Origin of the sequence: Paenibacillus sp. FSL H7-0326 (genome assembly GCF_001955535.1) — a bacterium.
GTDB lineage: Bacteria > Bacillota > Bacilli > Paenibacillales > Paenibacillaceae > Paenibacillus > Paenibacillus shunpengii.
In genome coordinates this window covers 1,979,407-1,994,191 of record NZ_MPVN01000001.1, presented here as the reverse complement: position 1 = coordinate 1,994,191, position 14,785 = coordinate 1,979,407, and the positions used below count along the sequence as shown (strand labels likewise).

General features: G+C 49.9%; 11 protein-coding genes. 10 read left to right on the top strand and 1 reads right to left on the bottom strand.

Annotated elements, in window-relative coordinates:
• Positions 1 to 179: 179 nt before the first annotated feature.
• The 10 genes from BK126_RS09600 to BK126_RS09555 all read left to right on the top strand — a co-directional run bounded on the left by BK126_RS09600 (position 180) and on the right by BK126_RS09555 (position 13,631).
• Positions 180 to 1,043, top strand: coding sequence for an ABC transporter permease (locus BK126_RS09600; RefSeq protein ID WP_256209881.1), 864 nt, complete (start codon positions 180 to 182; stop codon positions 1,041 to 1,043).
• Positions 1,043 to 1,909 carry a carbohydrate ABC transporter permease gene (locus tag BK126_RS09595; protein ID WP_076312307.1) on the top strand — a complete coding sequence of 289 codons (867 nt, stop codon included), beginning with the start codon at positions 1,043 to 1,045 and terminating at the stop codon, positions 1,907 to 1,909. Before BK126_RS09600 ends, BK126_RS09595 begins: the two co-directional genes overlap by 1 nt.
• A gap of 169 nt (positions 1,910 to 2,078) precedes the next feature.
• Entirely contained in the window at positions 2,079 to 3,569 is a 1,491-nt protein-coding gene (locus BK126_RS09590; protein ID WP_076312640.1) for an extracellular solute-binding protein, read from the top strand.
• A gap of 146 nt (positions 3,570 to 3,715) precedes the next feature.
• Entirely contained in the window at positions 3,716 to 5,785 is a 2,070-nt protein-coding gene (locus BK126_RS09585) for a glycoside hydrolase family 65 (RefSeq protein ID WP_076312306.1), read from the top strand.
• 325 nt (positions 5,786 to 6,110) lie between these two features.
• Positions 6,111 to 7,427, top strand: a complete 1,317-nt coding sequence (locus BK126_RS09580) for an ABC transporter substrate-binding protein (protein WP_076312305.1) — start codon at positions 6,111 to 6,113, stop codon at positions 7,425 to 7,427.
• A gap of 182 nt (positions 7,428 to 7,609) precedes the next feature.
• On the top strand, positions 7,610 to 8,545 hold the full coding sequence (locus BK126_RS09575; protein ID WP_076312304.1) for a carbohydrate ABC transporter permease: 936 nt from the start codon (positions 7,610 to 7,612) through the stop codon (positions 8,543 to 8,545).
• A gap of 3 nt (positions 8,546 to 8,548) precedes the next feature.
• Positions 8,549 to 9,370, top strand: coding sequence for a carbohydrate ABC transporter permease (locus tag BK126_RS09570; protein ID WP_076312303.1), 822 nt, complete (start codon positions 8,549 to 8,551; stop codon positions 9,368 to 9,370).
• 142 nt (positions 9,371 to 9,512) lie between these two features.
• Positions 9,513 to 10,532: a sugar-binding protein gene (locus BK126_RS09565; RefSeq protein ID WP_076312302.1), complete on the top strand. Its 1,020-nt coding sequence runs from the start codon at positions 9,513 to 9,515 to the stop codon at positions 10,530 to 10,532.
• The gene (locus BK126_RS09560; protein ID WP_083655785.1) at positions 10,529 to 12,061 is read left to right on the top strand and encodes a sensor histidine kinase; all 1,533 of its coding nucleotides are present in this window, start codon (positions 10,529 to 10,531) and stop codon (positions 12,059 to 12,061) included. The genes BK126_RS09565 and BK126_RS09560 overlap by 4 nt, the downstream gene beginning before the upstream one ends.
• Positions 12,054 to 13,631 carry a response regulator gene (locus BK126_RS09555; RefSeq protein WP_076312301.1) on the top strand — a complete coding sequence of 526 codons (1,578 nt, stop codon included), beginning with the start codon at positions 12,054 to 12,056 and terminating at the stop codon, positions 13,629 to 13,631. Before BK126_RS09560 ends, BK126_RS09555 begins: the two co-directional genes overlap by 8 nt.
• Before the next feature lie 91 nt (positions 13,632 to 13,722).
• Here BK126_RS09555 and BK126_RS09550 read toward each other — a convergent pair whose 3' ends face one another.
• Positions 13,723 to 14,670, bottom strand: a complete 948-nt coding sequence (locus BK126_RS09550; protein WP_076312300.1) for a zinc-binding dehydrogenase — start codon at positions 14,668 to 14,670, stop codon at positions 13,723 to 13,725.
• Between the last annotated feature and the right edge of the window lie 115 nt (positions 14,671 to 14,785).

The following is a 14,785-nucleotide window of genomic DNA, read 5'->3' as shown; positions in this document are numbered from 1 at the left end:
TTGCCGATCTGTCCCTTCAGTCGTAAATTGAGGGTGTCCCTCGTGGCATTACGACTATAGAAGAGGAAAGGCGGGCGAACACACACATGGCTGACATCACAGCGAAACCGGAGGTGTCTCATTCCACACCAAAACGAGGATCCATTCGTCCTTACCTGCATAATGTCCGCAAGTACTGGATGCTCTACCTCATGATCCTGCCGGGAATTGTGTATTACATCTTATTTAAATATGTTCCGTTGGCTGGCAGCATCATTACCTTTCAGGATTATCAGATTATGAATGGGATCTGGGGCAGTCCCTGGGTCGGCTTCGATAATTTCAAGTTCATCTTTACGTATCCGGATTTCTGGAACGTGCTCCGTAATACGGCGCTCATTGCGCTCTACCAGCTTGTGTTCAGCTTCCCGGCGCCCATTATTCTCGCCCTGTTATTCAATGAGGTTGCTGGGAGAATCATGAAGCGCACGTATCAGAGTATTTTTTATCTTCCGCATTTCTTGTCCTGGGTTGTTGTGGGCGGTATTGTATTCGAGCTGCTGGCTACTGGCGGACTTGTGAACGTAATCCGTGGCTGGTTCGGGTATGAGCCTGTTCTGTTTATGCAGCAGGAAGGAGCTTTCCGCACAATCGTCATCCTGTCGGGGATTTGGAAAGAAGTGGGCTGGGGAACGATTATTTATCTTGCAGCACTCACGGCGATTAATCCTAATCTATACGAAGCAGCCGTCGTCGACGGTGCCGGCAAATGGAAGCAGGCCATCTATATTACGCTGCCGTCTCTGCTGCCGACCATTACAGTACTGTTCCTGCTGAATATCGGTAACTTCCTGGAGCTTGGATTTGATCAAATATTTAACCTGCTGACACCCATGACGTATTCGGTGGGAGATATTATCGAGACTTATGTGTATAGGGCAGGGGTGCTTCAGGGGCAGTACAGCATGACAACAGCCATTGGTCTGTTCCAGTCCGTCATTGGGTTTGTTTTGCTCTATATCTTTAATCGGCTTGCGAGAAAAACAGAGCAGGGGTTGTGGTGATGAAAAGTACATTTGGAGAAAAAGTGTTCAAGGTCGTCAATTACACCTTCTTGACGTTGGCTGCTTTTACGATGCTCGCACCGCTCGTGCAAATGCTGGCCATGTCCTTCAGTTCGCCGATTGCGGCGGATTCTAAGAAAGTATTCTTGTTCCCGGTCGAATTTACATTCGGAGCGTGGGAGTACATTCTGAACCGGCAGGATTTATGGAATTCGTTTGCCGTCACGATCTTCATTACCGTGGTGGGTACGCTGCTTAGTGTCCTATTCTCCGTGCTCACCGCCTATCCGCTGGCGCATCCGAAGTTCATGATCAAGAGACATGTCATGTTCGGGATTGTAATCACGATGATATTCAATGCACCGCTCATCCCGTTCTATCTGACAGTCAAATCGCTCGGAATGCTGGATTCCATCTGGGCGCTGATTATTCCGGGACTGATCGGCACGTTCAACATGGTCATTATTCGTACCTTCTTCATGGGTATACCTGCTGAATTGTCTGACTCGGCACAGATCGACGGCTGCCATGATTTCAGAGTATTGTTCCAGATCTTCCTGCCGTTATCGAAGCCCGTACTTGCGACGGTCAGCTTATTCTATGCCGTAGGGTATTGGAACACATTCCAGCGGGCCATTCTGTTCATCCGAGATCCGAATCTCCATCCGCTTCAAGTGAAGCTGAGGGAATATATTGTATCGCCGGAAATGCTGAGTGTGACAGATATGCTCGGCAGCTTCGATTACAACATTACAACGCTGAAGGCGGCCACCATTATATTTGCGGCGACACCGATCATTCTGGTATATCCCTTCCTGCAAAAATATTTTGTCAAAGGAGCGATGCTGGGTTCATTAAAGGGCTAGCCCATCCGGCCGAATCACTGCATGTGATGAATTTATGATTTGGAACTACGCGAATGGTGTAAATGGCGGGTCATATAACCTATTAATAAAGGGGAGATCTCACTTGTGGAATCGTAATCAGTGGACTCATAAAGGATGGACTCGGTCTGTTCTGGCATTGACGCTAGGGATGACGACCGTGCTGGCTGGCTGCAGCGGCAATACGGACACAGGCAGCTCGGCTGCGCCGACCAATCCGGATTATGTAGTAGTGGATGTCTATAAGACACACCTGAGCAAGGGCAAGCTGCCAACGCCGGATGATGCGCATGTGCAGTATATCGCAGAGAGGACGGGAGTGCAGTATAATCTGCAGACAACCTCGTCAGGCGGTGATCCGGTGGAAAGCATGAACGTGATGATCGCTTCCGGTGATCTGCCGGATATTATGAGACCGGTGGGTGGCGTAGAGCAGACGCTGATCTCGCAGAATGGCGCTCTTGCGCTCGACGATTTGCTGCCGAAGCATGCTCCGAACTTATGGAAGCGCATTCCTCAGGAAGCTTGGGATATTGTACGTTCAGCTTCACCGGACGGTAAGATTTATTATGTTCCCAAGATCTATATGATTCCAGAGCGTGCACCGATGATTCGGCAGGACTGGCTGGACGCTGTAGGGCTCGAAATGCCGACAACACAGGAAGAATACGTCGAAGTATTGAAGGCTTTTCTGAACGAGGATCCTAACGGCAATGGTCAGGCTGATGAGATTCCAACGACAGGCCGGGAGTTCGGAACCTGGATGGATCATCTGTTCGCCATGTACGGCGTGGCAATGTGGGAAGGGAAGCCGGAATGGGATATTTACGACGGCAAGCTGCAGTATGCAGGTGTTACACAGAACATGAAGGATGCCATTGTCTTTGTACGTGATCTGTACGAACAGAAGCTGCTCGATAATGAGACCTTCCTGAACAAAGGTGAAATCTGGACAGCGAAGATTAACAACAATCTGGTCGGCAGCTGGTATCATCTGCCCGGGAACTTGAAGGAGCGGCTGGCCGCGATCCAGACGCTTGCCCCAGAAGCCGTCGTCAAAGGAATGCCGATCCCGACCGTGGAAGGATACGAAGGCTATGTCACCCAAAAAAGTGTAGGCGAGCCGGAGTGGATGATTCCGAAGGTATCCGAGGACAAGGCAGAGGCATCACTGAGGCTGCTTGACTTCTTCTACGATCCGGCGAACGAGGATTTTATTCGCTTCGGTATTGAAGGCGTGCACCATGAAGTGGTAGACGGCAAGAAACAGCTGCTCCCTGCGGATGACAATACGCCGATTGGGCTGGGTATGCTGAATTACAATACGAAGGAGACCATGGATGTTCGTATTGAACAGACCTTCCCGGAGGATCAGGTTCAGATGGTCAAGGACATCTTCGAAGTGGCAACAGCCGATGCCCGCCGTATTGCGGGAGACGGATTGCCTTCGTCTGTATACCAAGGATATCCGGATATTCAGTCTCATAAGCTGTTCCAGGAATATTTGTCCAAGATCGTAATCGGTGAATGGCCGCTGGAGAAATTCGATGAGTTCGTGGAGCGCTGGAACAGCTCCGGCGGAGCAGAGGTCACGAAGCGGGCACAGGAATGGTATGAGAAGGTACAGAGCTACCAGCAATAACGGAGCAACCAGGTTCACATTCAATGAGGCCGTCCGCCATAAGCACAGTACTTACCGCTTAATATGATTCGAGAAGGTACCGCCTCATTGATTGGTTCGCAAAACATGCTGGGCATCAAAAAAATAGCAGGAGGACTTTTAGCCCTATGCAAAAAATTGATCGCAAATCGCTTGTCACCCGGCATAATCCGGTGCTGCGGCAGGCCGAGACCCTATCACCCCTGTCTGTAGGGAATGGGGAGTTTGCCTACACCGTAGATATTACCGGTATGCAAAGCTTCCCTGAAGAGTATAAGTTTCCGTTAGGAACCCAGTCCAATTGGGGATGGCACAGTACGGGCGGGCATGATCTGTATCGGTACGAGGATGTAAAGCTCCGTTCATTTGAAACGCACGGACGCCAAGTGGGATATGCAACCGATGCTGCCGGTCAGGAGGAGGTGTTCCACTGGCTGAGACAGAATCCGCACCGAGTCCAGCTCGGTGTCATCGGGCTTGAACTGCTATCCTCGGAAGGGAGCCGAATCCGGCTCCAGGACATTGGCGACATTGAACAAGAGCTTGATTTGTGGACCGGAATCATCACGAGCCGGTTCCGTGTAGAGGGAGTACCTGTTACCGTTCTCACCAGCTGCCATGACCGGCTGGATCAGATCGGGTTGACCGTAGAGTCAGAGCTCATCGAGCAAGGCAGGTTGTTTGTATCCGTCCGGTTTCCTGCTCCCCACCCGCAGTCCCGCGGCTGGGGCAGCAGTATAGGTCTGAACTGGGAGACCGAAGAAGGGCATAAGAGCGAGCTGTATCATGCAGATCAGCATGGAGCTGAGATCCGGAGAATCATGGACGAAGACAAGTATGTAGTGAAGCTCGCATGGACTGACGGCGAACTTGTTCAGCTCGGCCGGCATGCCTATCGCCTGGTTCCGAACAGCTCCTTATCGAAGCTCGATTTGACGTTCAGTTATGCACTTTCAGCAGACGAGGTCAAGGAACTGGCTAACGCCGAAGCTATCCGTTCTTTCTCTACCGTACATTGGGAGCAATTCTGGAAGAGCGGCGGGGCCATTGAGCTCGCGGGCAGCCGTGATCCGCGGGCTGCCGAGCTGGAGCGCAGAATCATCTTGTCTCAATATCAGACAGCGCTGCATTCCGCAGGCACAATTCCCCCACAGGAGACCGGACTGATGTACAACAGCTGGTTTGGTAAGCCCCACCTCGAAATGCACTGGTGGCATGCCGCACACTTTGCCCAGTGGGGAAGAATTCATCTGCTGGAGCGCAGCCTGTCCTGGTACCAGAGGATTCTGCCTAAGGCACGAGAACTGGCAGGGTCACAAGGATATACCGGTGCCCGATGGCCGAAGATGGTGGGACCGGAAGGGAATCAGAGCCCGTCCAGCGTCGCTACGCTGCTGATCTGGCAGCAGCCGCATCCGATTGATCTCGCTTATCTCTGCTATCAGGCAGATCCGAGTGAAACGGTGCTCGAACGGTACAAGGAAATGGTAATGGAAACTGCAGAATTTATGGCTTCCTTCGCGGTATGGGATGAGCCGGGGCAGCGTTACGTGCTCGGTCCGCCCGTTATCCCGGCACAAGAGAACCACAGGGGCAGCGAGACGATGAATCCCGTATATGAACTAGAATATTGGCGGCATGGTCTTGAGATTGCACTCTTGTGGCGGGAGAGACTTGGGCTGCCAGACGAGCCCAAGTGGCGTCATGTCTTGGAGCATTTATCGGTACCTGAGCCGGTGAATGGAGTATATGAGGCGCATGAGTTATGCACCGATACGTATACAAGGGCGAATATAGATCACCCGTCCATGCTGGCAGCGCTTGGTGTGCTGCCCGGCAAGCTGATCGACCGGTCGGTTATGCTCTCTACTCTGCACCGAGTTAGAGAAGCGTGGCGGTGGGAAACTTCATGGGGATGGGATTTCCCAACGGCCGCGATGACAGCGGCGAGACTGGGCGAAGGTGACCTCGCCGTAGACATGCTGCTCATGGATCAGGTGAAAAATACGTATTTGAAAAATGGGCACAATTATCAGCGGGATGATCTGCTGGCCTATTTACCGGGCAATGGAGGACTCCTTGCAGCCGTCGCCCTGATGGCGGCAGGCTGGATTGACGGACCTTACGGTGATGCTCCCGGCTTCCCGCAGGATGGCAGCTGGACCGTCAAGCTGGAGGGACTTGTCCAGAGATTGTGAGGTTCTTTGCAGCTTGAGTAACATAATAGTCTCTCTGTCTCTCTAAATGAATAAGAGGTCGTTCGTAATTAGAGAAGCTTCATGCATGATAACCCATGCCTGGAGCTTCTTTTTTTTTATTATTAGCGATTAACTGGGCTGCAGATTGTAGGCCTGCCTTCTGTGGCAGCTATTGAGCAATCAAGGATATCCCCCTAAATAAAGTCCAGATGACCTGAACATAATCCAGTATAGCGCTTACATTTTGAGGCTTATAATCTGAGGTGCAAGCAAGTGAGTGTAAGTATAACCATCTATCCTAACGAAATGAAAAGGAAGTGTTGATGTGAAGAAATCACCAGTATGGCTAACGCTGACACTACTAGGTTCACTGGCTTTATCCGCATGCAGTTCGGGTTCAACCTCGGCGCCTGCCGGGGACGAAGCCACCGGAGGAGAAGGAACGGCACCGCCTGCTTCGACGGACAGTAAGCAGGTTGAAATTTTCAGCTGGTGGACGGGTGCCGGAGAAGAAGCAGGCCTCAAAGCACTGATTCAAGTATTTAAGGATAAACAACCGAGCATTGAGGTTATTAATGCTGCTGTTGCCGGCGGGGCAGGAACGAATGCGAAGGCCGTGCTGGCCAGCCGGATGCAAGGGGGAGATCCTCCGTGGACATTCCAGGTTCACGGCGGTTCGGAGCTCAATTCGGGCTGGGTGGCGGCTGGCAAGATGGAGCCGCTGAATGAGCTGTATGAAGCGGAAGGGTGGAACGATAAGTTCCCTCAGGATTTGATCGATCTCGTCAGCAGTGATGGCAGCATCTGGTCTGTACCGGTTAATATCCATCGGGGCAATGTGCTGTGGTATAACAAGAAAGTGTTCGATGATAACGGACTAACCGTGCCGACAACGTTCGATGAGTTCTTTGCGGCAGCGGATGCATTGAAGGCAAAAGGCATTACACCGCTGGCACTTGGAGACAAGGAGCCTTGGGCGGCAACGCATTTATTTGAGACGGTGCTTCTCGGTACACTCGGTGCTGACGGTTACAGACAGCTGTGGACAGGAGACCTCAGCTTTGACGATCCGAAGGTGAAGGAAGCGCTCGAAACCTTCAAGAGAATGCTGACATATGTCAACGAAGACCATGCTGCCCGCAACTGGCAGGACGCTTCTCAGCTCGTATCCAGCGGAGAGGCTGCCATGAACGTGATGGGAGACTGGGCAAAGGGTTATTTCACGGGGGACCTGAAGCTTGAGGTAGGTGTTGATTTTGGATACGCGCCTACACCGGGTACAGACGGCAGCTTCATGGTGATCACGGATACGTTCGGATTACCAACTGGAGTGAAGGATCCCGAGTCGGTGAAGGAATTTCTGAAGGTACTGGGCTCTGTGGAAGGACAGGATGCATTTAATCCGGAGAAAGGATCCATTCCTGCCCGTATTGATGCTGATGTAGAGAAGTACGACGTGTACGGCAAGGAAACGATAGAGGATTTCAAGAACAGTGCGCTTACACCAAGTCTTGCGCACGGATCTGCAGCTTCTGAAGGATTCCTGACACAGGCGAATCAGGTCATCAATATTTTCGTTACCGGCGGAGACGTAGAGCAGGCAGTGCAGGGATTGAAGTCAGCAGCCTCCCAAGGATTGTAATTGACTACCAGGCAGCCTCCCGGCCATATGATCCGGGGAGGCTGTTTTTTTTCAAATGGAGCTACCCATCTGTATCATCTGGCCAATCGCGTAAGCTCATAAATGTCCAGATCATCTGAAGATAGTCCAGCATTGCAGTCAGCTCCCTGATTCTATAATCAGGATAGAAAGGAGCGAATACAATGGGAACACCATCGACTCTTCGCAAAAAAAGAATACCTGATACCGTATGGGCGATCTTGCTGCTCATGCCCTCTCTGATTGCAATCGGCATCTTTGTATACGGTTTCATCAGCTGGACGGGATATGTATCACTTAGTAACTGGAACAGTCTTGTGAAGGATTTATCCTTTGCCGGACTCAAGAACTTCGCTTTTCTATTCCAGGATTTCCGGTTTCAATCCGACATCCGCAATACGATCATGTTTACCGTGCTCTTCATCTTCGCGTGCTTGGCGATCGGGCTGCTGCTCGCGATGCTGGTGAATTCGAAAATTAAAGGTGAAGGCTTTTTTCGCAACATTTTCATTTTTCCGATGGCCGTTTCCTTTATCGTAACCGGGGTGGTCTGGCAATGGCTGCTGAATCCTTCCTCGGGAATCAATATTTTGCTGCAAAATCTTGGTGTATCCAGTCCTCCCAAATGGTATGTCAGTACAGAGATTATATCTTTTTTCAAAATGGGACAGATTGAATTCGGTTTTCCTGTCGCATTGGTTGCAGTCATTATTGCAGCTGTATGGCAGATGGCGGGTTATACCATGGCGATGCTGCTCGCCGGTCTTCGGGCAATCGGGGAGGATTTATTCGAAGCTGCACGCGTAGATGGAGCTACAGAGCGCAAGATTTTCACCTCCATTATTTTGCCGCTGTTGAAGCCTGTTATCGTCAGTGCTGTTATCATTCTTGGACATATTTCCTTGAAAATCTTTGACCTTGTCTATTCGATGACGGGCCCTGGAGCGATGTTTGTCACCGATATGCCAGGCGTTTATATGTTTGAAACGACATTCCGCGGCAACTTCTACGGAAATGGGTCCGCGATTGCCATTCTGCTGCTGCTGTTCGTCTCGTTCCTCATCGTACCTTACCTCATTTCCAGCCGAAAGGGGGATTAGAGCGTGGCACAGAGAAGACTTTCCCGCTTTTTCGTATATGCGCTGCTCGCTGTGTTTGCCGTCCTGTTTCTGGTTCCGGTTTATGTCGTACTTATCACCAGCTTTAAATCCATTGATGCGATCACACTGAATCAAATGTGGTCTTTTCCCAAAAGAATCGACTTGTCCGGCTACAGCCAAGCTTTTGAAAGACTGGCTCCGCATTTGTGGAACAGTATGCTGCTCGTCATTCCGGCAACGATACTGTCCGCTCTTCTTGGGTCGCTGAACGGTTATGTATTCGCCAAATGGCGGTTCAAAGGCTCGGAAATGATCTTTACGCTGATTCTGTTCGGCATGTTTATTCCTTACCAGAGCATTCTGATTCCGCTCATTCAATTCATGCAGCAGATTCAGCTGTACAATACACTGCCAGGACTCATATTGGTGCATGTCATATATGGTCTGCCTATATCCACGCTGATCTTCCGCAACTTCTATGTAAGTATCCCGAATGAAATTATAGAATCGGCACAGATCGACGGGACGGGGTTCCTCGGTATTTACAGGCATATTATTCTTCCTCTGTCAGTGACGAGCTTTGTCGTCGTCGGCATCTGGCAGTTTACGAACATCTGGAATGAGTTCCTGTTTGCGGTCACACTGACGACGCAGAGCCAGCAGCCGATCATGGTGGCACTGCAGAATCTGTCCGGTAGTCAGGTTGTCCACTGGAATGTACAGATGGCAGGAGCGGTTCTGGCGGCATTGCCGACGCTGATCGTCTATATTTTGCTCGGAAGATATTTTATCAGGGGACTGCTTGCTGGTTCTGTCAAAGGTTAGTTTGCTCATATAAAACAAGGATTGCGATTTGTGATGGAAATGATTAAGCTCAGCATAGGGAGCCGCCTCAAACCGGCTCTCTATAAGGGCTTTTTTACATTTATCATTCCATACCTAGCCAGGTTAAGAGGGGGGCTCCCGCTTGTTCAAGCCACGGATACGGCCGCATTATATACTGATTGTCTTGCTGCTTCTATTGACGGTGTCGATATCTTTGTTCCATCTATTGAAAGCGCTTCACTATGAGTCCGGCATGTCTTCCATCACTCATTCACATGATCCTGAGGTCCATCTGGTTCTGATTTCGCAGGAGCTCGATAATCCCTATTGGCGCCTGATTGAGCATGGCGCAAGAAGTGCAGCAGAGCAAAACAACGCCACACTTGAATATATTGGTCCTGTGGAAGCCAGCGTCAGTGAGCAGATCCGACTGATTGAAATGGCGGTAGCCTCCAAAATCGACGGCATCCTGACCCAAGGGCTTGATGATGAGCAGTTTATTTCCATTGTAAGTCAGGCCATGGATATGGGGATTCCGGTGATCACCATTGATTCCGATGCCCCGGACAGCCGTCGTCTTGCTTATGTGGGGACTGATAATTACGCAGCAGGGTTCATGGCTGGAAAAGCACTGATTCAGGATACTGGCGGTAATGCGAACGTCGGCATCGTAACCGGAAGCTTCCATGCGGCTAATCTAAAAGATCGTGTCCGTGGATTTCTGGATGCGGTGAAGCGGGAGGATGGCATTCGTATCCTCGACATGAAAGAATCGAATATCGACCGGATCGGTTCCGCGTCCGCCGCTTATACGATGTCCAGGGAGCATGAAGCGCTGGATACTTTTTTTGGTACCAGTGCCCTGGATGCGATGGGGATCGCTCAAATGCTCAGTGACAGGAGTCAGGATTCCCAAGCCAGCGAGCAAATGAATATTCGAGTATTCGGATTTGATGACCTTCCGGAAACGATAGAGCTCATTAACCAGGGCATTGTTACTGCATCCATTGTACAGAAGCCCTATCAAATGGGAGCGGAGGGCGTGGAGCTGATGCTGGATTATCTTGGCGGCAAGCGGATTGTCAGTGTGTATAACACGGATGCCCGCATTATTCGAAAGGACGATCTGCCGATGTACAAGGGAGGGGACGGAGGTCTATGATCCACATCAAAACAAAGCTGATGCTGTTCTTCACCGTGCTGATCGTTCTTATTTCCGCCCTTGCCTTGTATTTGTATCAAAATAACAGCAACTCTCTCACTCAGTATGACCAGATATTGAAACGCTTTTTTCTGCTCAACGAAATCAATCAGCGTACGGTGCAGGTCAGCGGCTCCATTCAGGCTTTTGTTCAAAGCTCTGCTTCTGACCCTGAGCTGCTTGAGAATTATGAACGCCAGGCAGATGAGCTGGGGCAGCTGAACTCCACAATACTGCCCGAAATTGAAAATGACATGAATTACGTGCTCGTTAAGAATTACAGCAATATGATCTCGAGCTTTTTAGAACAGGGCAGACAGACCATCGATCAGGCAAGAGGTACTGATCTGGCGGCTTACTATGAACGAATGACACAAACAGATCGGACTGCCGGGTTCATCCAGGATACGACGCTGAAGCTGATTAACAGCGAGCTGTCCAATTACCAGACCTTTTATGACCTGATGAACGCGAAGAATGAGCATCTGCAAAATATGGCCGTGTATGCTTTTTTGGCTGCTGCCCTATTATGCACCCTGTTTACGTTCTGGTTCTCGGAAGGGATAACGAATCCCATTCGCCGGTTATCGGCGGCAGCAAGGCAAATCTCGCGCGGGAATCTGGCGGTAAGCGAAGTGAAGGTGAACAGCCGGGATGAGCTGCAGTTTCTGGCGGAGACGTTTAATGGAATGTGTGCGAATATCCGCCAGCTCGTGGCAGAAATGAAGCAGAAATCAGAGCTGGATGCCCTTGTCAAGAAAATGGAGATTCGGAGTCTGCAAAATCAGATCAACCCTCACTTTCTGTTCAATACGCTCAATATGGTATCCAAAATGGCCTATGTAGAAGGGGCAGAGAAGACAAGTGATCTGGTGGACTCTATTTCGGCGCTGCTGAGGTATAACTTGAAGAAAATGCATAACGACGTTGTGCTGCGGGACGAGATCGCCATTGTAAGGGAGTATTTTTACATTCAACAAATGCGATTCGGTGAGCGGATTCGCTTCTCCGAGACGATTGATGAGTCCTGTCTTAGCTATGTAGTACCTTCACTGACCATTCAGCCGCTCATCGAAAACAGCTTTGTGCATGGAATTGAGTCTTATGAGGATGGTGGTGAGCTGTCACTGCATATCTATAGACAGGATGACCTTGTCATTGTTGAAATTCGTGATAATGGTATAGGTATGAAAGAAGAACAAATATCGAAGCTGCTCAGACAATCTGTGCCCCCTGATGGAACAACCGCAGTAACCCTTGGGCATGAAACGACTGAAGGATATAGTGCAGGAAGGGAAGAGCAGCGGTGGACGGAGAACGTACCCTCGCCGCCTTCTGCAAACGGTATTGGACTTACAAATGTGCTGAAGCGTCTCAGGCTGTACTACCAGCGTGAAGACATCATGGATATTGAATCGTCCCCGGGACAGGGGACGATTATTCGATTGAAGCTGCCCTGCACGAAGGAGGAGAAAGCCGCCTATGTTTAAGATGCTTATCGTGGATGACGAACTGATTGAACGCAGTGCTCTCCGAATGATAGTAGAGAGAAATCTGCCCGATGTTGAGGTCGTGGGCGAAGCGGAGAATGGGAGAATGGCCATCGAGATGGCGGAAAGGCTGCTGCCTGATCTGGTTACGATGGACATTAAAATGCCAGGGACAGATGGTATTGAAGCTGTATCCGTTCTGTACAGCAGTCTGCCTAACACCAAGGTGATCATGGTTTCGGCATTTGATGAATTTGAGTATGCGCGGAGCGTGATGAAGTACGGGGTGAAGGAATACCTGCTAAAGCCTTGTAAGAAAGATCAAATTGTGAGCGCAATTCAAGCGGTGATGAAGGATATTGATGAAGACAGACGAGAGCTTTCACACATCAATGCGCTAAGACATCAGGCGGAACAGACAAAGGCACTGCTCGAAACCGATTGGGTATCCTCCATCTGTCAATCACGAACGCTCGGTGTAGAACTTATGAGTTGGCAGCAAGAAGCAGGTATTTCAGCAGATTCAGCCGGATATGCCTGTGTACTGAGGGTTGTTTTGAATCAGGAGCAGGGGCAGGAAGGTTTATTTCAAATTCAGGATTGGATACGTAAACGCACGTCGGCATATGGCTTCTGTCTTGCAGGACCGTTCATCGGACAGCATCTTCCGCTGCTGATGTTTCCTGATCGGATGAATAATGGAAGCGGCCTCTCTGTTCGTGCAAGAGCAGCTCATCTAACGAGAAGCCTGCTGCAGGAAGCGCAGCGTATGTTTCCTTCAAGCGGGATGACGGCAGGAATCGGAATGCTGAGGCTCAGCAGGGCAGGCTGGATGAGATCTTATCAAGAGGCTGTGCTCGCATCTGGTGAACCGCGTGCCTTCTGCAGCTGTTTCTATGAGGATCTGCCCGCTGGGACGGAGGAATCATACCCTTATCCTCATGCTTGTGAGCAGCGGCTGCTGCTTATGGTGGGACGCGGGAACGTGGAGGAGGCAAGGGTCGTGTTTTCCCAGTACATGAACGAGCTGCTTGAGATGACAAGATATCAGGCGGCAAGGGTTCAGCATGATCTGAACAAGCTGTTTGCTCAAATGCTGAGCAAGTTGAAGGAGAAGGGGATATCTCTTCCTAAGCTTGGTGGATTTCACGATCTGAATGACGCCGAAGATATACGCAGGCATGCTCTATTTCAATTGGATCTTGTGCTGGATGCACTGGACACATGGTATGCGGATGAATACAGAGGCAGTATCGAAAAAGCAAAGGTATATATTGCTGAACACTACGGAACGGAGCTGTCACTGGAGGAAGTTGCTGATTATGCGGGACTGAATCCTCATTATTTCAGTAAGATTTTTCATGAGAGATGCGGTATAACCTTCATTGATTATTTGACAGGAATTCGAATCGAAAGAGCTCGGGAGCTGCTCAGTGATCCCCGCCATATTTTGAAGGATATTAGTCAGAGGATCGGATACAGGGACCCGAATTACTTCAGCCGTGTCTTCAAGAAGATGGTTGGCATGTCACCTTCCGAATATCGGAGTGCTTCACTTAAAGGGGGATAGGCTTATAGCCAGCCGATGAAAATGAGATATCAATATCAATATAAATAGACCTCTCAGCCTTACGCTTGGAGGCCTATTTATATATTGACTATTACATAATGGCAACGAGACGCCCTGTTACTTCATGACGTTCCAGACGGCCGAGTCCTTCGCCAATCTCATCAAAGGTAATTTCGGTAATTGCAGGAGATATGTCTCCAGATGCCATCAGCTTATACACTTCAGCAATATCATACTTATCGCCGCCCACGCTGCCTAATAGGCTCGCTGCTTTCAGAATCAATGGGTCCGTGTTAATCGTGGATTCCAGTTTGCCCATACCGACAAGAACAACGGTGCCACCAGGGGCTACCACATCAATGGCTCCAGCTGTAGTTGTGCCGAAACCAGCGTAGTCTACGATTAAATCAGGAGCAATGTCAGCCAGCTCTTTAATATCCTGATAAACGGCCTTCACGCCGATGGATTCAGCCAATTCACGTGCTTTAGGACTTACATCTACGGCATGTACCTCAATGCCGGCTACAACAGCTGCACGTGCTGCAATCTGTCCAAGTCCGCCGATCCCGATCACAGCTACTTTCATGCCTGGCTTCGCTCCGCCACGTTTAAACATCGCATGATAGGATGTCATGCCAGCGTCGGTTCCTGCCGCTGCTTGTGCAAAGGTTACTCCGTCAGGAATAGGAACAAGGTCAATTGCCGGTGCGGATACTTTATCTGCATAACCGCCGTCATATCCGTATCCAGGACCCATGCCTACAAGACTCACTGGACAGACGCCGACGCGATCACCCACCTTGAAATCCGTAACCCCTTCACCAACCTCAGTGATAATGCCTGCCACTTCATGGCCCATAATGATGGGTTTCTTTTCAATGATATTAAGCCACTTCTCATCACGTAATGCACCCACATCGGAGTGACATAGACCCGCTGCCTTAACTTCAATAACAACGCGGCCCTCAGTTGCTACGGGATCTGGCTTCTCTACCAATTTTAGCGGCACATTTGTCGTCGTAAATTCCCAACCCTTCATGTTATCTCCTTCTTTCTTCATTCATTTCATATTAAGCATCATGTCTTGCTAGGGCTAATATTACCGTTATTTTTAATTGAAATTCAAATTTCTTCGAGATTTAACACTTCAATAT